This is a genomic window from Spirosoma sordidisoli (assembly GCF_004138325.1).
Classification (GTDB): Bacteria; Bacteroidota; Bacteroidia; order Cytophagales; family Spirosomataceae; genus Spirosoma; species Spirosoma sordidisoli.
Map to the genome: position 1 here is coordinate 815,153 of NZ_SBLB01000001.1, position 20,201 is coordinate 835,353.

Consider the following 20,201-nt stretch of genomic DNA (forward strand, 5'->3'; position numbering starts at 1 on the left):
TCAGGCTAGCCAGAGTGTTTCCTATCCACGGTAAGTGGCCCCCGCAAGCTGACCGACGACTCTAATCTACTCGTCGCTTTAACAAGTCGTATATGTCCTTGCGTGGGCCTACAGCAACAATCGTAACGACGATTACATCATCTTCAATCGCGTAAACAATTCGGTAATCACCACTTCGAAGGCGAAATAATTTGTCATAGCCTTTGAGCTGCTTGATGTTGCCTGAGCGAGGGGACTCTCCTAACCGGCTAATAGCTTTGATAAGCTGTTGTTGGATCTTTTTGGGCAGTTTAAGCAAATCTTCCAGCGCAGCTTCATCATATTCAATGCGGTAAACAAGACTCATGCAAGTATCAATTGGGGAGCCTTTGCTTATAGCCCTAATCGGGCTTTCACTTCCTCAGTGGAGTATCGCCTGCCCTCCTTAGCCAACCGAGCAGTGGCTAGTTCACCATCAAGCTTATCTTCCAATTGCTGATAAAACTCGTAATCGTCAAAGGAGATGACGGCAGCTACGTTCTTGCCAGAGCGTGTAATGATAGTAGCCTCCTTAGCAAAGGCGGCTTTACTAATAATCTCCGAAAAGTTCTTGCGCGCATCCTGAGTGCTGCTAACTGACCGTGACATGATCTTTGAGAAGTTTATAAGATGACAACTTATAACGAAGATCGTAAGTTCTGTACAGAATGTAAAGTCTGTACAAAAAATCAACGTTCAGTCCACGGCTGATTGATTTGTCCGACCACGCGATATACGCCACCCAAAAACCAACTATTGAACGGACACCGAACTGTCGACAGGCACGTAGCAAATCCGAAAAAATTCTCACTGTCAGACTATTAACCTGTCGACTAAGACGCGCCCACGCCATTTGAATGGACGAACCGCCCAACGCCACGAAGGGCTGATGGTGAGCGCACAAAACGCACAAGCTGCTTTTCAGACCAGCGCGGAGCCTTCGGTACATTTCTATCAGACTCCTTAATAGGGGTATTTCTGATGTCGGACGCTATGTGGCAAACCCACTTTTTGACTCCGCTTGTCAGGGCGATTCTTGTGTCGCAGGCGACCCAAAACTACCAAACCGGGGCGGTCACTTTGTCAACCCAAGCCGCCTAACGAGCCAAACTGCCCGCCTTTTGAACGCGCTGACGGTCGCACGAAAGCTCACAAACGAGCACTATTTTTTGGCGCATCACCCAACGCCAACAGGTGTTGAAGGTGAGCGAAGAACTTCACTGAACACATGTACCTAAACCTTTACACACTCGTTTGGTTGAGCTGTCATTCTAACCTCGGGACGTGCATCCTGTCGCCGGAACAAAGACAGACGCGAAGAAGACAACAACGCACCAATCCGATTTTAGACCGAGCGCGAAGCTGTTGGATTGTTGTTGATCAAGCGGCTTTGTTTGTCGGCTATATAAATAGCCAAAAGGGGCTCCCATTTCAATAGGAGCCCCGATTAGTGTACATAACTGTCTGTAAAACAGATAGAACATGATTAGATTCGGATGTCTCGCATTTGTTTTTGGTTAACGTTGTTACAGTGAAAACCTATAACTAAGGTAAAATGTTAATTATAACTGGCAAAATTTATTTTATTAAAATTTATTAAATGTCAGGTGATAAAGATAATCCATGTTTAAACTCACCTTTCATTATATACTTAGAGGGTTTATAGTACTTTTTTGTAAACACACCAGAAAGACCACTAAGACCATGCCGAACTATAACTTGTAGTTGTAAATATTGGTTTCTTTGAGCAACTAAAGGTCTAATGTCCGTCGTTGTTGTGAAAATACAGGCGCAGGGGGAATTTTTATCTACTAGGCTACACCCCTTGATAACAGACTCAATGTAAAATAGATCGCTCCTTACAAGTGGTACGTCTTGAATAACTATATCGTTTTTGCCGCTAGCGACTTCCTCAGTTACAGACCATAGGTTTAGGTTGACATCAAAAGCCTTAAAAAAAATAGAACTATTTATAATTTTAAATGAGAAAACGGCTTGATTGGGGAATCTTGAATCTTTATCTGTCTCCATAATATAGGAGGATATGAGTATCTTGGGCTTGAGAAGAACAAATATCATTGGCAGAAAAACGGCGGATGATACTAGATTCGTAATTAGACCCAGCCTTGCAGTATTATCATAAAATACCTTCTTAACCCCTTCCTGACCAAACCATATACTTACAGCCGTAATCAAAAGCCAAACAGAGGGCCAAATAATTGCCTTTCCCATAGATAATAATACTTACAAAGCTTAGTGTGTTCGGACGAGTATGCTACTTGTGCATTCTGTACAATTTACTTTCAACATAAGTACAATTAATAAAAGTATAATGCTGACAAGCCGCCACTTTATTTAACGGCATATAAACAGTCGATTACTAGGCATTTATGCAATTTGCAAAGAGACAGGTTCCTTGTCGCTCGGCAGGGTAAAAACAGCGTACCTTTCATTCAAAACCAACTTGCGAAGCTTAGCTGACCAATTTTACTCAGGGCGCGAAGTTCAAAACACGTTTGTCGGGGCGGCTAACTTGTCGCACGCTACGTAGCAAACCCACTTTTTGATTCTCATAACTGGGGTGTTTCTCGTGTCGACCGAAGATCGCCTAACGAACCAAACTGCCCGCCTTTTGCACACGCTGACGGTCGCACGTAAGCCCACAAACGAGCATTATTTTTTGGTGCATCACCCAACATAGTATTGTACGCAACACCACTCACTATTAATCTATTGATTACTAACAAATTAATAGTAAGTGTAAGCAGTAACAACTACGCTTATAATGACTCTTGCCAAAGAAAGGGAGTTACTGACACATTTCAAAAAGATCATACGTGGGCAGTTGGGCGTTTTTAGGCAACGGTGGTTTAGCCAGCCAGGGCACGCCGGTACGCGCTCGGCGTCTGGCCCGTCACGCTCCGGAAGGTCTTGTTGAAATGCGAGAGATTGTTGAACCCAACCGACAGGCCAATGTCGGCCACCGTGCGCGCCGAATGCAGCAGTCGCCGGGCCTGGCTGATCCGGTATTCGTTCAGGAAATCGGTAAACGTCTGGTGGGTCATCCGCTTGAAATACCGACAAAAAGCCGGTACGGTCAGGCTGGCCAGGTCCGCCACCGCCCGGATGTCCAGGTCTTCGGCATAATGCTGCTCGACGTACTGACAAACCCGGTTGATGCGCTCTTTTTCCTTTGGGTTCAGGTCGAAGCGAACCCCGTCGGCGTGAAGCGGCTCTACATCAGTAGCGTCGGCCAGGTAGTGCAACACCCGCAGCAGACTCAGCATTCGTTCGAAAGGGGGCTGCTGGGGCAGCTGGGTCAATAAGGGGCCAACGCGCTGCCGGGTTTCATCGCCGAAGAGCAGTCCCGAGTGCGACCGTTCAAACAGTCGGCGGACCTGAGCCAGCTCCGGTTTTTGCAGAAAGTGCTCGCCCATAAAATCCTCGCGCATCTGCACAACGATCTCCTCGTACTGCCCCTCGGTTCCGTAGCTGAAGTTCAGGTGAGGCAGATTGGGGCCAATAAATACCAGCTCGCCGGCTTCGTAGCGTGAGAGGCTTGTGCCGATGCGTCGCTGTCCGCTGCCCACCGGAATGTAGACAATTTCATACTCGGGGTGGTAGTGCCAGTACACCCAGCACGGCTCGGCTTCGGTACTGTGAATAACCCGAAACGAACTCCCGACTTCGGGTTCTATTTTTTCGAACTGGAGTTTCATAAGGACCAGCGAAACAGGCCGTTTGGAGGGAAACCGCTTTTCGCTTTATAACGTTTATTAATCAACAGCTTGCTTATTCAAAAAACACCATGAACCGAATCCTTCTTTGCTTACTGAGTCTGATCACACTGGCCGGTCTGGCTCAGGGTCAGTCTACCGATTACGCCTTCGCCAAATTACCCGCTCCCAAACCGGGCGAAGCGGTAGCCACCTTGGCGGGCGGCTGCTTCTGGGCACTCGAAGAGGGGATGGACCAGCTCAAAGGCGTGCGCGAGGTCGTCTCCGGTTATTCGGGCGGCTCGGTCAAAAACCCAACCTACGAACAGGTAGGCACCGACCGGACCGGCCATGCCGAATCGGTACAGGTTTACTACGATCCCAAAGTCATCAGCTACGCCCAGCTGCTCGACGCTTTTTTTGCCGGCCATGACCCCACGACCCTTAACCGCCAGGGACCGGACGTTGGCCGCGATTACCGGTCCGTCGCGTTTTACCGCACTCCCGCCGAGAAGGCCGAAATCCTGGCGGCCATCAAACGGGTCAACGACTCGGGCCATTACTCGGGCAAGGTAGTCACTGAAGTAGTGGCGTTTCAGGCTTTCTACCCCGCCGAGAATTATCACCAGAACTATTTCGCCCTGCATCCTGATCAGCCATATATCCAGCGGGTATCGCTGCCCAAGGTCGAAAAGCTCCGCAAAGCAATGGCCGGACGGCTTAAAAATAATACGTCGTTAACAATGAATCGCTAATTAGCGGCATCAAAAAGACAATACAGCATCAGCAGCGGATAATAAAAACACAGAATAGCCGGCTACCACCGGCTATTTTTGCAGCATGAATACACCGGTTACGCTCAACAAATCACACCTAAACCTACTCGTTCGAAATGTACTGTCGTTCTTCACGAACCGACAGGCGCTGGCCGTTGGGTTGGTCTTTGCGTCAGACAGCCTGCTGTTCGGCAGCTGGGTTTCTCACATTCCCTACGTAAAACAGAAGCTAAGTTTATCGGAAGCCGAACTGGGCCTGGTTCTGTTTGCCATGCCCGCCGGTTTGCTGGTGATGAACCCGCTGACAGGCCGGATCATTGCCCGGCTTGGCGAAGCGCGGTCCTGTTTCTGGTCGGCGGTCGGGCTGGCTATTTCGATGTGCATCCCGATTAACGCGCCCAATACGCTCATGTTGACCATTGGCCTGTTCCTGGTCGGGCTGGCCGCAGCGCTCATCAACGTGGCCATGAACACCAGCGCCACCAACCTGGAACGGCACCAGGGCAGCGTGATCATGTCGTCCTGTCACGGCATGTGGAGCCTCGGTGGCCTGCTGGGTTCGGGTATCGCGGGAGCCGTAATAGCCCTGCACGTACCGCCCCCGGTTCATATCATGGTGGTATCGGTGCTGATCCTGCTGGCTACGTTTCTGATACAGCCCATGCTGGCCCGGATTCCGTCCAGCAGCCGCACCGAAACCGGCGAGAAGGCGGGCTCCTCCTTCGTTATGCCGACCTTCGACCTGCTGCTGATGATCCTCATCGGGCTGGCCCTGGCCATGGGCGAAGGAGCCGCTTTCGACTGGAGCGCCGTCTACCTGCGCGAAACCCTGGGAGCCAGCAGTCAGATTGCCGCCCTGGGTTTTGCCAGCTTCTCGCTCACCATGACCGGATTCCGTTTTCTGGGCGATGCCATCATCCCGAAAATTGGCGGCAAACGCTGGCTGCAGATCGGTGGCGTTCTGGCCGCGCTGGGTCTGGTTATGGCCATTGCGCTGCCCTACCCGACCACGGCGCTGCTGGGTTTCGGGCTGCTGGGGGCAGGCTGCTCGCTGGGGGCACCGGTTCTGTACGCGGCTGCGCTACGGGTACCGGGTATTCCGCCCGCGGCTGGTCTGGCTACCTTTGCTACGTTCAGCTTCATCGGTTTTCTGGCAGGCCCACCGCTGGTTGGCTTCATTGCCGAAGGGTTCGGCCTTTATTTCGGGCTGGGCTTTGTGGCACTGATGCTCCTGATTTCGGCGGGACTGGCCCGACTCGTAAACCTGTTTTAACCCGAAGAACAGACAACGGAACCCCGCCCTGGGGCGGTTAGTGTCCCTGCGTTCGCTTCTTCTCTTACTCAGTTATAGTGCATGAAAGCAGTTATTTTTGATATGGACGGGGTGATTGTGGACACCAATCCGCACCACCGCATTGCCTGGCGTGAGTACTACCAGCGCAACGGGAAAACCCTAAGCGACGCCGACTTCGTAGAGCATGTGTCCGGTAAGCACAACACCCACATCGTTGCCCACCTGTTTGCCGATCAAACCCTGACGCCTGACGAAGTGCTACGGCTCGGCAACGAAAAAGAAGCCCTGTTTCGGGAGCTGTACCGCCCGGTCATCACCCCCGTTGCCGGTCTGGTCGACTTTCTGAAAGCCCTGAAAGCGGCCGGGATCCGTACCGCCGTAGCCACGTCTGCCCCGGTCGAGAATCTGGAGCTGGTCATCGACGCGCTTGAGCTACGGCCTTATTTCGATGCCCTTATGAACGAAAGCATGGTCAGCCATCCCAAACCGGACCCGGAAATTTACCAGAAAGCCATGCAGCAACTCGGCGTCGACCCGGCCGATAGCGTGGTGTTCGAAGACTCCATGACCGGCATTCAGGCGGCCCGGGCTGCGGGGGCGCAGGTGGTGGGCGTAGCGACGACCCTCTCGTTCGACGATCTGCGGTCTTTTGTCGACGATAGTATCCACGACTTTACCGACATGGACATCGATAGGCTACAGCGCCTGTACGGGGTAGCGTCTTAAGTTTTTTTAACGTCCGTTTGTCGGGGCCCTGCTCCGAAACTTGTAGTTTTACGGAACTGTTATTCAGAACCAGTTGGGTAGTGAATCGTGCGGCAACTTCCTATCTTGCCACTGCTCACCAGCCAGCTGGTTCTGACCCGTTTTAGCTATGTCGCATCCGAGCCGTTTTTTCCTGGTACTGGCCGTTGCCCTCTGCAGTTTGACTGACATGTGGGCACAGGGGAAATACGTGATCGGAACGGTCATCGATCAAACGACGCAAAAGGGGGTTGACCGGGCAACGGTCATCAACCAGCGCACCCGCCAGCGGGCCCGAACCAACGCAGCCGGTCGTTTTTTTCTGACCATCCAGCCCGGCGATTCGCTCATCCTGAACAGCCAGCTCTACAACCGCACCGCCATCCGGTACGACGGCTCGGACAACCCGACCATTGTGGCCAAATCGTTGCCGCCCATGCCCTACCGGGTGGTCGATCTGGCCGAGGTGACCGTAACGGCCAAGCGGTATGAAGAGGTAAAACGTGAGATTCAGCAGGTGCTGGCCGAGCCTACCGCGTCCCGAAAAGTAACGGGCGAACAGGCATTTGACCGGCTGGCCGATGGCGCGGGCGTCACCCTGCTTTATGAACTGTTTGGCAAACGGCCCAAGTCAGACCGCAAGGCGTATTATATCATGCAGCAGGACCGTCGGCATGCGCTGGCGCTCGAACGGTTCCGGCTGCTAGTCGATCAGGCGACCGACCTCAAGGGCGATGATATCGACCGGTTCTACGACTTCTGCGACCTAGACGACGAATTTCTGCTCAAGGCCTCGGACTACGATCTGATCAACACCCTCCAGCAACTCCGCAACCGCTTCCGCTACGGGTTTAACCGCCCCAGCCGCCTGCAGGCCGACCCCGACGCGCCCCGCCAGTAGCCAGCCCCAACCCGGTCAGTGCAGCACGACAACCGGATCGCCGGCTCCGATCGTTCCGCCCTGAATGACTTTAGCCGTCAGCCCGCCGTGGCCCCGCATGGCGTTATACCCACCGGGACCGAGCGCCGTCTCCATCTTGGAACAGGGATGACACTGACCGGTGATCTGGAGTACTACGCCCCCGCTGGCCGGGTCACCAATCTGGAGCCGGTGGTCTTTCAGGGCCAGCAGGTTTATGCCCGATATAACCAGATTCCGACGCAGCAGGGCCGGATCGAGAGCATCGCGCCCCGTGAGAGCCGCCACAACCGGCAGGTGTTCGGCCTGGATCAGGGTAACATGGCGGTTCCCGCTCTGCCCGCTGTAGTGATCGCCGGCCAGCCCCCCTTTCGTGGATACCTCGACCGACTCGACGACACTGACCTCGCCCCGGCGCTCGGGCCGAATACCGATCCACTCCACCCGACCGGCGCGCGGAAATACCTCAAACAGGTCTTTGATATTTTGCATACGTGTCTCTGCGCCCGGATGAACCAGACAAAGAGATAACCTAATAGCTGAGGTAGCGGTTCTCGACCGAGCCGTCGTCGTACAAATCAACCAGCGCGTACCCGGCGGATGTATGATGATACCGGCCAAACCACCAGGCTCCGCTCACGGCGCCGTTGCAGTAGTACGAAACGCCGTTGTAGTCGACCCGGTCGGTGAGGTGAATATGACCGCTCAGGGCTGCTTTCACGTTCGGATACTGGTTGAAGAGGCCCGTTAATCGAACGGTATCGCTGTGCATCCAGCGCGACGGCACGTTCCAATGGTCGCCCTCGAATCGTTTGCCGTCGAAGAACACACAGGCGGCCAGGATGGGCACGTGCGATACGATCAGGATGGGCGTACTGGCGGGGGTGGCTTTCAGTTCGGCTTCGAGCCAGGCGTACTGTTCCTCGTCGAGGTGGGCGGTATACCAGCTGCCATCGGCTTTGGGCTGTACGCTGTCCAGCACGATGATCTGCCAGCCGTTGCGGTTCAGGCTGTAATAACGCCGGGTCAGCCGCAGCTCGTCCATGGCCCACTGCCGCCCCGACAAAAACGACCCGTTCCGATCCTGATGGCACCAGATGTCATGGTTACCGATGCAGCTGAGTACCGGCAGGGCATTTTCATTCGTCAATACCTTGTTGTAGAGGCTCCACTGGCGCTTAACGCTCTCCTGGCTGCGGCCGTGGGCTTCCATGATGGCGTCGCCCCCGTTCAGGATCAGGTCAGGCCGGTCGGGCAACTCCTGGAGGTGGTGCAGGCACCGCTCAAACCCTTTGGCCGCGCCAATGATGGGCTGCATGTGAACATCGGTCAGGTGAGCAATGCGCAGGAGTCGGCGCTTGGGGGCCGCAACGGGCCGGGCAGAAACAAGGTGAGGGGTCGAAAGGGCAGCCAGGCCCGTACTAACTCGTTTGACAACGTCGCGACGATTCATGCGTCATGATGGTTTGCCAAAAGTACAGACTTGCCGACGCTTGCCCGTTACGCCGATTTTACCCTTTTGTTAGCGAATCGTGTAGGCATCAGCGCCCTTGTTCACATCCGGTCAATACCGGCGGAGTAGCGCCAGCATTTTCTCGTCGAGCTTCATGCCCTTGTAGCGCTTGTACTCGATGTCGGTCCGGTCGCTGTCGAGGATACCAAACGCGCCCCGGAAGTTCCAGAGCGACCAGCCCCAGCCGGCCTGTTTCCAGAGTTTGAGCTGGTCTTCCATCCAGCGCAGTGCCACGTCATGGGGGGTTTTGTTGTAGCAGCCCCACTCGCCCACGTGTACGCCCACGCCCTGCTTCTGCAGTTTCTGCCAGGGCTCGATCGCGATCTTCCGCAGCGAATCGGCACTCCAGGTGGTATTCATCCACTGGGCCGGCCAGGTAGGCGGGGGCGTATCTTTCAGCATGGGCACCCACTCGGCCTTGTAATGGCTGACGTTCATGGGCAGATACCCCCGGGTACTTTGCCCCACCCTCAGGTCGGCCAGCTTGAAAACAGGCTGGTTGCCGTATTGCAGCCCATCGGCAATGATCAGCCGGTCCGGATCAACCGATCGAATCCCTTCGACCAGCGCCCGCACCACCCGCAGGTAGTTGGCTTCGTCGGTGGTGGGCTCGTTGATGAGGTCGAAGGAAACCTCCCGGTTGGGCAGGCCTTTATAGCGTTCGGCCAGGTGTTTCCAGTGGAAAACGGCGGCTTCGAGTGCCCGCTCATCGGTCCACAGATCGAGTGGCTCGGCGGGTGGGTTCACGCAATAGCCCGGAATCCGGTGCAGGTTCAGGTTAACATGAATCTTGTACTGCCGCCCAAACGCCACAGCTTCGTCGATCTCTTTCAGCACCTTTTCGTTGAGCTCGGTCCAGTGGGCCGGATCGGGGGTGGCCCAGCAGTGGTACGACATGGGCAGCCGCACGAAGTTGAACCCCCAGTCGGCGATCATGTCGAAGTCGCGCTCCTGATATGGCCCGGCTGGCGTGGGCCCGGTGTTGCCAGCTACGAACTTTTCGAGCAGGTTGAAGCCGCGCCAGCGGGGTAGTTTATCGGGTGTTGGTTCGGGGAGAGCCATGGGTGTCGCCAGGCTTAGGTGACTAAGACCAGCTGCCGCCGAGAGCGAGGTTTGGATAAAGGAACGACGATGCATAACGGAAACGTGGATAAGATGCCCTGCCGGCAGCCCGCCCAGCCAAAGACGCTGTGATATGCCGACGGGTAATACTGTAACCCGCCGTTTCGGTAAAAGTTGGCCCAATGGCAGTATGCGCCCGCGCTAGCGCCCGAAGTTGAGCGTAGTACCCAGCCGGTAGCCCAGCCCTTTGTAGGCCCCATCCTGAAACTGCCCGATGACCTCTACCCGAAAAAACGGTAGAATTTTAGGAACAAGCCCGTTTAGCCCGTACCCCACTTCGGTATAGTTCTTCAGCGACGGGGTGGTCAGGTAGTTGACGAACAGATTCTCGCGCAGGTCGAGCAGCCGCAGTACGGTCACCTGGGTGAGGATGAACTTCCGGAACTCGCCGAACACGTGGGCCTCGGCAAAGCGGTTGGCGGTGCTGTAGCGGTAATACGGCAACATGCGGAATACCGTTACCGGGTCGCCCTGCTGGAACCAGAATTCGTTGCCCATGAAGTGTTTGAAGTCCGGGAAAAACAGCTTCCGATCCTGCACGAATGCCCCGGCCGATACCGCATAACTGAGTCGGCTGCGGATACCCGTCTCAAGCGACTGCCGGGCCGAGACCTGCAGAAAATCATAATCTACGTCGCCCAGGCCACGCCGGTAGTTCAGGCTCAGCACGGGGGCTTCGTCATCGACCAGCCGGTACCGAACCCCGTTGCGCACCCGGTACCGAATCGTTCCCAGGTTAAGATGGCCCCACAGATCGAGCGTGAGGGCGTTGTGGGTCGGGAAGCTGGTAGTAGCCACCTCGACGTTATCGGGGCGGTTGGGGGTAAAGGTCCGGTTCTTCCAGTCGATCCACGGTCTGATCGATTCTTTAAAGTTGGCCAGCTCGCTGCGTTGGGCGTATTCGAAACTTCCCGCCAGCGAGAGCCGGTCGTTCAGCGTCCGCACGTCGCCCCGCAGCTTCACAAAATCCTTGGCGTACAGCTTCATAAAATTCTGCTCGAACACCAGCGTCGTCAGGCCGTTCAGAACTGGACTGATCGGGTTGGCCGGGTTAAACTGGTAAAAATACCGCCCGCCCGAGGCATCCAGACTGCCTTTCGCAAACCGCACCCCCGTTTGTCCGTAGCCGACCAGCGCCCGGGGTCCAAACTGATAGCGCCCCACGGCCCGCACGTACCAGCGCGGTGTGGATCGGAACACAGTCGGCGTTTTGAGCGAGTCGGCCTTGCTGGCCAGCTGGTTCAGCCGCAGGCCACCCTCGATGGCGTAGCCCTCCACGGTATTGTACTCGATGTTGGATACCGGACTCGTCCAGACTAGCCGCGTGCGGGGCCCCAGCCGGAAGGTAGAGCCAGACAGGACAAAACCGACCGGCGAGAACTTGTCCTTCTTTTTGCCTTTGATGCTGTCGGCTTTCATTTTCACCTCGCGGGTGATCCGCAGGCTATCGTTTTTGGCGTAGCTCGTTATTTCGGCCGTGGTCAGCGGCACCGCCCGGATCGAATCCCAGAAAGCCGTGGAGCGCTTACCCGCCAGCGAATCGATAGCCGTCGAGTCGTTCCGCACCACCTGCACATCGTCGCCCTTCCGCTTCCGCTCCTTAAACTGCTGCTTTTCGTATTCCTTGATGAGCTGTTTGAAGTTCTTCGTGGTCAGCTCTTTCTGTTTCTTCACGGTCTGCTCGAACGACTGCCCTTTGATATCGCGCTGGCTCAGCACCGAAGCCGGCTTCTCTTTTTTCTCGTCGATGACCGGCACATCGTCCACGAAGGCCGGGTTAACGGTCAGCTGATTATAGGTCTGGCTGATGGCGCCCTGGGCCGTAAAGTCAACCCCAAAGAAGCTGCCTTTGCTCTCGAACCGGAAGTTCACCGGCACCCATACGTTCTTGATGGGCGAGAGCGTGGCGCGGGTATTGGTCGTGAAGCCCTGACTGCTGCGGTATTCCAGCTGGAAACTATGCATGGCCCAGGTGTTCTCGATGATGTAGATCACCCCCCGAAAAACGCCTTCGCCCCAGGAGCGCGGAATAACCCGGATCTTACTGATTTCGATCTCCTGCCCGTTCGGACCCGGTTCGCGGAAGGTCCCCTCGTATTCAAATTTGTAATACGCAAACGCACTCGGCGACAGGGGCGACACACAACCGGCTATCTTGGGCGCGTAGAAAGAGCCCAGGTAAAACGAAGCCGGCACGACCTGATCGATCTGCGAATTTCGGGACGCAATGATCCGCCGGTTGTAGGAAGCCGGCTGCCGGAACGTCACCTCCGACACGGTCTCGTACAGGATCGGGCGACCTACTTTAAAGTTAGCTTCGCGTTCGGCTTCGGCCAGCTGTTTCTTGAACATATTGGCGATGGCCGGCAGCTTCAGCACCACAAACGACGCTTTTCCGTAGTTACGGGCCGTAAACTGCTGCACCTGCAACTGGTGGAACCGGCTTTTGGCAATGGCCCGGCGCATGATGGTATAGGCCGGGTCTTCGTTGCCGGCTTTGGCCTGCACTTCGGCCAGCCGGAAGGCCTGCTCTTCCAGTACCACATCGATAGTCTGGAAGCCGTTGGTAATCTCTACCGTTTTCTGAACGGCCTGGAAGCCCAGGTACTGAAAGGTAACGGCGTACTGCCCCGGCGTCAGCGCCAGTTCATAGCGCCCTTCGTCGTTGGTGATCGTCCCCTGCGAACGATCGGTAGCGGCACTACCTTTGACAATAATAGCCGCGTAGGGTAAGGCATCTCCTTTTGCGTTTTTTACCGTACCCCTCAGCCCTGACTGGGCCAGGGCAGCTAGTGAAGTAAGAATAAAGAGGCCAAGCAGCAAGAATGGTTTCATGAACAAAACGGCGAAGTGGGTAGGTGTGATCGGTAGTCTAAGGTAGTGAAGGAACGAAAGAAGGCCATTCTTCGCGCCATAAATAGCTGATTTTTGGCCGGATTGACCGATTTTACCCCGCTGCGTCCGGCATGACGGGCAGCCAGTAGTCGATCATGGGCCTGTTTCTATCCTTTTCTCGCCGGAACGTATACGGCGTTGACAGCCGCAGCCGGGCAGCACCAGAATGGACAGGCCGCCAAATTACAACGACCCGACTAGTACGGGATATCCGTTAAGGTAATTTAAGAATTCGGCCGGGTTGGCTCGCGGGCGAACCCGATGGGGAGGGCTGGGCGTAGAAGCCCGCTGCGTCTGAAACGGGAGCGTTTGGCCCGATGCGTCCAAACGACCGAACGCTGTACCCAAGGGCGTAGAGACGCCGGTCAGCCGCAACCTGGGAGTGAACGGAATACTCTGGACCGTCCACCCAACGGCCCAGAAGGTCGATGGGCTTTACTTAACTAGCCTGACAGCTCATCAATACCATCGCTACACGCGTACGCCTGGTTAGCTATCACTTTCCGCATGAGTGGGCTTCGACTGACGGGAAGCCCACTCATGAAGGATCAGATGGGTCACTCGACTGTCAATGCCGCGATCGGGAAAACATCGCTCAATAACGTGCCTGACGAATCAAACCATTGACATTTCACCTGTTCTTTGTCCTCCACAAGCGTTTTTAGGATGGAACCGTCTCCGTATTTTTTCCCATAACCCGTGACTGTCATTTGCGGACTGCCAGATTTAAGTTTAACGACGCTGCCAATTGTAATTTGTTCCATTAGGTCGGGTTGAAAAATGCATGGATGAAGCGCGAAGCTACAAACTAAATGTTGTCGTTAGAGCAATCACACAAAGCCTACATACATACGCTTTACACTTTTTCAAGGCTTGACCACTGCCTGCGCCCTGGTCAGAATTTGCTCGGCCAGGGCCAGGAGATTGGCTTTACTGCCCGATGCAGCAAAAACAACCTCTTTCTCGCCTTGAGACACTACACCTTTAACAGTGATACCATCACCCTGCACCGTGTAGAGGCCACTAATAACATAAGCACCCGGATAGTCTTTGGCTTCTACATAAGCCACTGGCGCGTCGGCTCCACGGGCACTGAGATCAATGAGGGCCGTTCGCACCTGATTACTCAGATCCAGCACATCGCGTAGGCGCGCGTTGTCAAGAAACCCCTCGACCACCAACACGGGCTTGGGATTAGCAAGTTGAATCTGCCCCTGAACGGCGGGGGTCACCTTCCCCACATCGAAGGTTGCCGAGACCTTGCCCCGGTTCACAGAGTTGTCAAGATTCTTAGGCCGAAAGAAAGGTTTCTGAATACCACCCAAGCCCCGAGCCAGTTGGGGAACCACCTTGACAGCGTGGCCCAGCCAACCTTCTACGTCCAGAAATTTGTCCACGCCCTCCTGCCGCAGTGAAGCTCCCCTCATACCCTGCAACAGAGCATAGGTCAGCAGGCCCTGCCCATACACACTCGCTTCATAACTCACAGCATCGGCCGCAGACCCCGCCAGCACATACATATTGGTGCGTTCGTACAAATCATCCAACGCTCGTTTTTGACTCGCTGGGACGTCGCGGGCCATCGTCAGTATCTTCTCGGCTCCCCGACCGGCCGCGCACACGTCCAGAATAACTACCTTCTTTTTGGCTGGAATCTGATTTAAGTAGTCAGCGATTTCCCCGCTCGACAGGGTGTAGTGCTCCCGAGTAAACCGATCGTTCAGATATTCGCTATCCGTTGAGGTGGCGCCAGCAGTCAGGTAGTATAAATCAGGCTCGGTCTGGTCAGGATTACGGTAGTTCACACCATGCCCCGACAGATACAGCACAAAAATATCGTCCAGGCTTAGGGTTTGCGCTGCTTTCAAGGCTTCGATCAGTTGCTGTCGACTCGTTTGTTGCGGGCCATTGGTATAGCTGGTCAGCAGTGAAATCGACACATTGGCCGCTCCCAACAGTTCGCCCGCCGACAGGCGCAACCCGTTAGCGATCTGTTCGGCATCTTTGTGGGCATAGCGCAGCCCCACGTTGGAGGTGCCGGCAACCACGGCCATCAGCCGGGGGATTGGGTGGGATGTATTATTGGCGGTTTCTGATGCCACCACACCTTTAGACAAAACTGCCGGACGATAGACAACTCGTTCGGGACGACTACGAATCCAGTTTTCACCGTTGTTGGCGATGACACTAATGACGTTGGCCGTGTCTAACCGATTCTGAAAGCGCGACAGATCCAGGGTAAGCGACAGGGTTTGGGGATGGGGTTTAGGGGAAGATGTGGTCCTTAGATCGTTCACCGCTTCGACGCCCTCGATGAACACCGAGACCTTGCCGATGCCGCCATTGCGGTTCTGTAGCTGCACATGCAATAGACTCCCCTGAAGACCCAGACGAATAGTGGGGGGCAGCGGCACCTGAATAAGCGTGTCTACTTCCCGCAACGGGTTTTTGCTGTAGCCCATCAGAATAGGCAGTAGACCGGGCTGATAGTAGCGTCGTTTAAGCTGGTCGAGTTCAACTATTTTCCAGGGTTCCTGATGGTCGGTAGAATCGTTGACCACATAGTGCAGTAGCTTCATAGCCACTGGCGAAGCGTCGAACAGGCCGGTGGGGGTCGTCACGACCCAATCGGTATAGTCAACAGCGATCAGCGTAGCTATTTCGTCGCCGGTAGCGATGTTCCAGAGTTTGGTGGTGGTATCCCAGGATCCAGAAACGATAAAGCGACCGTCGGGCGAAAAGGCTACTGTCTCAACCTGATCCGTATGCCCCCTGAAGGTGCGAACGGGTTGGCCTGTCTGCGTATCCCACAGCTTGAGCGTGTTATCCGCTGATCCCGACAACAGATAACGGCTATCTGGTGAGAAGGCCACCGATTTGACCATACCTGTATGACCCCTGAAAGTGCGAACGGGTTGGCCCGTCTGCGTATCCCACAGCTTGAGCGTGTTATCCGCCGACCCTGACAGTACATAGCGACTGTCAGGCGAGAAGGCTACCGATATAACCATATTTGTATGCCCGGTGAAGGTGCGAACCTCCTGCCGAGTTTGCATATCCCAGAGCTTGACAGACTTGTCATGTGACCCCGACAGCGCATAGCGACCATCGGACGAGATCGTCACTGTTCTGACGCCATTCGTATGCCCGGTAAAGGAGTGAACTGGCTGGCCCGTCTGTATATCCCAAAGTTTGAGTGTGTTGTCCGATGCCCCTGACAGCGCGTAGCGACCATCGGGCGAGATGGCTGCTGAGTAAACCTGAGCCGTGTGCCCGGTGAGGGTACGAACGTCCCGCCCTGTTTCTACTTCCCATAGCTTGACAGTTTCATCATATGAACCCGACAGGGCGTAGCGCCCATCGGACGAGATGGCTACGGAATGAACGGCATTCGTATGCCCGGTGAAGGTGCGCAGGAACTGACCCGTCTGCACATCCCAGAGTTTGAGCGTATTATCTCTCTCATTTGACTGCCGACTGTAAGCTCCGCCCTTCGCATCACCCATTAACAGGAACTGACCATCGGGCGAGAAGACGACCGATTCGACCATATTCGTATGCCCTCTGAAAATGCGAACTTGCCTCCGCATTGGCACATCCCAGAGCCTGAGGGTGTTATCCGATGATCCCGACAGCGCATGGCGACCATCGGGCGAGAAAGCCACAGATTCAACATGATCTATATGCCCCCTGAGTGCGCGAAGTTGTTGCCCTGACTCAACATCCCAAATCCCCAGCGTGTTATCCCATGACCCCGACAGCGCATAGTGACCATCGGGTGAGAAAGTCACTGATCTGACAATACTGGAATGCCCTCGAAACGTGCGGATTTCCTGACCCGTCTGTATATCCCAAAGTTTGAGTGTGTTGTCCGATGCCCCTGACAGCGCGTAGCGACCATCGGGCGAGAAAGCCACTGAGTAAACATGATCCGTATGCCCGGTGAAGGTGCGAACTGCCCGGCCTGTCTTTAAATTCCAAAACTTTAGGGTCTTGTCCAATGACCCCGATAACACATAGTTGCCATCGGGCGAGAAGGCCACTGAGTAAACCTGATCCGTGTGCCCTTTGAACGTGCGAACTTTCCGGCCCGATTGCACCTCCCAAAGCTTAAGTGTCTTATCCTTCGACCCCGACAGAATGTAGCGCCCATCGGGCGAGAAGGCCACTGATCTGACAATACTGGAACGCTCTCGAAACGTGCGGATTTCCTGACCACTTGCTATGTCCCAGAGCTTGATGGTATTGTCCCATGACCCAGACAACGCATAGCGACCATCGGGGGACAGGGCTACGGAGACGACCTGATCCGCATGCCCCGTAAAGGTGCGAACCTCCCGCCCTGTTTCTACTTCCCAGAGCTTGACAGTTTTATCATATGAGCCCGACAGGGCGTAGCGCCCATCAGACGAGAGGGCCACCGAGAAGACATGATTTGTGTGCCCAATTGGTACGACCAGCTGTGGTTTTTGGGCGTAGCCCATCATCGTACCTACGACAAGCAGCGTGCAAATCAGATAGCGGGTCATAGAGGAATAAACAGGGTGTTGTCTGAGAAGATACGTACTATCCGGCGCTGGCCAGCGAATGGGTCAGATAGGGCAAATTGTTCATACGCCTGGATATTCCATAACCTGAAGAAAGGTAACAGAACCGCTCTACTTTCAAGAGACTTGCTGACTGAACGCATGAACTGTCGACATTACTACCCACCGTTCGGCTTTCCTTTGCTGGCGAGTCCCCTATCGCCCCATAGTCAATCCACACCAGGCGTATACAAAGTACGTTCCCAGCCTTAACACGAACAGGCGAATCTCGACAATGCAATACTATCCACTTTCTTACTACCGGGCGCGATACCCAAGCCTACACAGCTGGTGCGCCTACATTGTCGAAATAGAAGCTAAAAGCTTCACCTCTGGGAGCGCTGACTGTCGCCGAGACACTGGCCCACAAACAAAACCTGCTTAACCGGGCATTCCCTGTGTCAGCCGGAACCCGCCGAACGAGCAAAAGCTTGATACCTGCAGCCTGTTTCCTGTCGCCCGACAAGCCGCCTACGTGGAGTGTTAGGCTTATTTAATCTCTACCTTATTACCACTACCCGACACCGAAACATCGGCTTTCCCTTCATCCGACTTAACCTTTACCTGGTTCCCGGCTGAATCGACCGCTACTGAATCCGTGTACTCCTTGCCATTGATGGTCACTTTCGATTGTTGCTCATTTTTTGGTTGGCAACCGGCCAGTAGTAAAGCTACAAACAGAAACGTTTTCATTTTAGCATGACAGATTACCCATCTGTTAGGGGAAGTGCCAAGTCAAAGATGGTTCCAACAAATAAAAATATCCTAACGAACGCTTCGGCTCGTCGAAGACAACTCACCTAACGAACAAAAGCCAAACTTGCGGGGCGCTTACCTTGTCGCACGAACGCTGGACTGTTAAACCAAACGCCAAAATGTGAGTGCATTTCGGTGTGTTTACCCAACGCCCATGAGTGTTGATGATGAGCGAGTTGCTCGACTGGACCAACGTACTTTAACCTTTACACTCATTATGTTGGGCTGCAAGCTCTCTTTTGTGACGTGCTTCCTGTCGACGGGAAGTCCAACCACGCGGAGCGTACACAAGCCGATCCTAAACCAAACTACTCGGAAATTCCTCCGCTATGATTTGTTCAACTGTCTTTGGGTCAGTTTGAGACTTCAACTTTTCAAGGATGGATAACGTTTCTCGGTACTCCATAGCTTCGGGAATTTTAGAGAACTCGGCCTCAATACCTATCTCTTGAATCTTTTGCTCTATCTCTTCCAGCGTTACGTTGAAAAACTCCTTTCGGTAATTCAACATATTTACTTTCCTATTGGTAAAAGCTTTATGTAATTCATATTCCAGCGTCGGAGCCTCATCGGAATAAATCATGGCGTGAATATCAAACTGAAATGGAACCGATGCATCCCCCAACTCTTTGACCCGATCTTCGGGTTCTAAGCGTCGGGTCATACCAATTTTATAAACGTTCTCGCCAAAAGAGCCGATGTTTGAAATGACATAAACGTGTCCACGTTTGGTTTGTTGAGCCATTGACATGGCTCTTTCTTTCTTCTCTTGGGCTTCTTGAAGTTCCTGCTCTAAACGCGCAATTTGGGCTTGTAATCTGTCGTGTTTTTCTCCCGTCGCCAATTCCATTTCCTTTCGAGCCTTGTCTAAGGCTTTTTGATAGTTAGCTTCTTCTTTTTGGGCTTCACGTTGTGTCTGCTCAAATTCTCTCTTGGCCTTTTCTTCTTCCCGCAATTCTTCTTGAATTGCTCTCATGGCCTCTTTTTCTTGTTGGCGTTTTGTCTGATACTCGTGTTCAAGAATCAACTCTTTACGTTTTAAATCAAGATATTGAGTACTGAGATAAACTCTAAAACCTTCTCCTAACTTGTTTATTGCATCAAAAATCTTCTGCATACGTTCTTTCATTTGGTTAATGTTGTTCCATTTCACTTTAGCAATTAGAACATCGCATTCTCCATTGAAAGCGCGTAGCATCAACTTTTTATAAACTCTTACTACTGCTTTGCCTTTTGCTTCGCTTCCTTCTACCGTCCATTGTGTACTACAAATAGCGGCAGTGTCTGCGCTAATCATGGTCTTCTGCTTCTCAACAATTTTGTTTTGCTCCGCACGATATTCGTCTGATTTCTCGAAATCGTAAACGGGTTCATAAACCCCAAATTCAATCAAGTCTAACTTAGATTCGAATACGCCTACTTCTTTTTGGAGTTTAGTGTAAGTGTCTAAAGCTGTTTTGTAATTCTCTTTAAGGGTTCTTAGATTCTCTTCAATAGCCAGAATATCTGATTTCTTGGCTTTAACCAGTTCATCCAGATTGTTTCTTTGTTGGACGGCTTCTGCTTCAATGTCTGAAATGAGCTTGTACTTTTCAAGCTGTGATTTAAGTTCAGCAATCTCTTTGAGTTCTTTCGCTCTTAAAAAGTCAAACAAGCCCATTGGTGATGATATGTTATTTCAAAAAAAATTGAAAACTTCTTTAATTAAAACGTTTGCCTTGTCGGGCGCAACCCGCCTTACATTTTAAGCCTGACCTACGGGGCGTTTACCCTGTCGCAAGGACGCTGGCCTACAAACCTAAACCTGCTCAACCGGGGCGTTCAATTTGTCACACCGAGCCGGATACCGAGACACTTTTTCG

The 20,201-nt window shown here is 53.6% G+C and carries 16 protein-coding genes; 4 read left to right on the forward strand and 12 right to left on the reverse strand.

What is annotated here, in order from left to right:
• Positions 1-61: 61 nt before the first annotated feature.
• From EQG79_RS03600 to EQG79_RS03615, 4 genes are all read right to left on the reverse strand, one after another.
• Positions 62-346 carry a type II toxin-antitoxin system RelE family toxin gene (locus EQG79_RS03600; protein ID WP_077920321.1) on the reverse strand — a complete coding sequence of 95 codons (285 nt, stop codon included), beginning with the start codon at positions 344-346 and terminating at the stop codon, positions 62-64.
• 26 nt (positions 347-372) lie between these two features.
• Complete coding sequence (locus tag EQG79_RS31590; RefSeq protein ID WP_129599956.1) at positions 373-627, reverse strand: type II toxin-antitoxin system Phd/YefM family antitoxin; 255 nt, start codon at positions 625-627, stop codon at positions 373-375.
• 987 nt (positions 628-1,614) lie between these two features.
• The gene (locus EQG79_RS03610) at positions 1,615-2,250 is read right to left on the reverse strand and encodes a hypothetical protein (RefSeq protein ID WP_077920323.1); all 636 of its coding nucleotides are present in this window, start codon (positions 2,248-2,250) and stop codon (positions 1,615-1,617) included.
• A gap of 638 nt (positions 2,251-2,888) precedes the next feature.
• The gene (locus EQG79_RS03615) at positions 2,889-3,737 is read right to left on the reverse strand and encodes a helix-turn-helix domain-containing protein (protein WP_129599959.1); all 849 of its coding nucleotides are present in this window, start codon (positions 3,735-3,737) and stop codon (positions 2,889-2,891) included.
• A gap of 89 nt (positions 3,738-3,826) precedes the next feature.
• On the opposite strand from EQG79_RS03615, the gene msrA reads away from it, so the two are divergent.
• The 4 genes from msrA (at position 3,827) to EQG79_RS03635 (ending at position 7,449) form a co-directional block, all read left to right on the forward strand.
• Positions 3,827-4,489 (forward strand): peptide-methionine (S)-S-oxide reductase MsrA, encoded by a 663-nt coding sequence (gene msrA / locus EQG79_RS03620; RefSeq protein WP_129599962.1) that lies wholly within the window; start codon positions 3,827-3,829, stop codon positions 4,487-4,489.
• 85 nt (positions 4,490-4,574) lie between these two features.
• A complete protein-coding gene (locus tag EQG79_RS03625) occupies positions 4,575-5,783 on the forward strand; it encodes an MFS transporter (RefSeq protein WP_129599965.1) in 1,209 nt (402 codons plus the stop codon).
• Positions 5,784-5,864: 81 nt separating this feature from the next.
• Positions 5,865-6,530, forward strand: a complete 666-nt coding sequence (locus EQG79_RS03630) for an HAD family hydrolase (RefSeq protein WP_129599968.1) — start codon at positions 5,865-5,867, stop codon at positions 6,528-6,530.
• 148 nt (positions 6,531-6,678) lie between these two features.
• Positions 6,679-7,449 carry a hypothetical protein gene (locus EQG79_RS03635; RefSeq protein ID WP_129599971.1) on the forward strand — a complete coding sequence of 257 codons (771 nt, stop codon included), beginning with the start codon at positions 6,679-6,681 and terminating at the stop codon, positions 7,447-7,449.
• Between the two features lie 15 nt (positions 7,450-7,464).
• On the opposite strand, the gene EQG79_RS03640 is transcribed toward EQG79_RS03635, so the two are convergent.
• The 8 genes from EQG79_RS03640 to EQG79_RS03675 all read right to left on the reverse strand — a co-directional run bounded on the left by EQG79_RS03640 (position 7,465) and on the right by EQG79_RS03675 (position 19,999).
• Positions 7,465-7,959 (reverse strand): MOSC domain-containing protein, encoded by a 495-nt coding sequence (locus EQG79_RS03640; protein WP_129599973.1) that lies wholly within the window; start codon positions 7,957-7,959, stop codon positions 7,465-7,467.
• A gap of 40 nt (positions 7,960-7,999) precedes the next feature.
• Complete coding sequence (locus tag EQG79_RS03645) at positions 8,000-8,920, reverse strand: metallophosphoesterase family protein (RefSeq protein WP_129599975.1); 921 nt, start codon at positions 8,918-8,920, stop codon at positions 8,000-8,002.
• Between the two features lie 111 nt (positions 8,921-9,031).
• Positions 9,032-10,117, reverse strand: coding sequence for a glycoside hydrolase family 5 protein (locus EQG79_RS03650; RefSeq protein ID WP_129599977.1), 1,086 nt, complete (start codon positions 10,115-10,117; stop codon positions 9,032-9,034).
• 126 nt (positions 10,118-10,243) lie between these two features.
• The gene (locus tag EQG79_RS03655; RefSeq protein WP_129599979.1) at positions 10,244-12,937 is read right to left on the reverse strand and encodes a DUF5686 and carboxypeptidase regulatory-like domain-containing protein; all 2,694 of its coding nucleotides are present in this window, start codon (positions 12,935-12,937) and stop codon (positions 10,244-10,246) included.
• A 617-nt stretch (positions 12,938-13,554) separates the two neighbouring features.
• Entirely contained in the window at positions 13,555-13,761 is a 207-nt protein-coding gene (locus EQG79_RS03660; RefSeq protein WP_077920333.1) for a DUF2158 domain-containing protein, read from the reverse strand.
• A gap of 102 nt (positions 13,762-13,863) precedes the next feature.
• Positions 13,864-17,526, reverse strand: a complete 3,663-nt coding sequence (locus tag EQG79_RS03665; RefSeq protein ID WP_129599981.1) for a caspase family protein — start codon at positions 17,524-17,526, stop codon at positions 13,864-13,866.
• A gap of 546 nt (positions 17,527-18,072) precedes the next feature.
• On the reverse strand, positions 18,073-18,276 hold the full coding sequence (locus tag EQG79_RS03670) for a hypothetical protein (RefSeq protein WP_129599984.1): 204 nt from the start codon (positions 18,274-18,276) through the stop codon (positions 18,073-18,075).
• A gap of 361 nt (positions 18,277-18,637) precedes the next feature.
• Positions 18,638-19,999, reverse strand: coding sequence for a DUF4041 domain-containing protein (locus EQG79_RS03675; RefSeq protein ID WP_129599986.1), 1,362 nt, complete (start codon positions 19,997-19,999; stop codon positions 18,638-18,640).
• Positions 20,000-20,201: the final 202 nt, after the last annotated feature.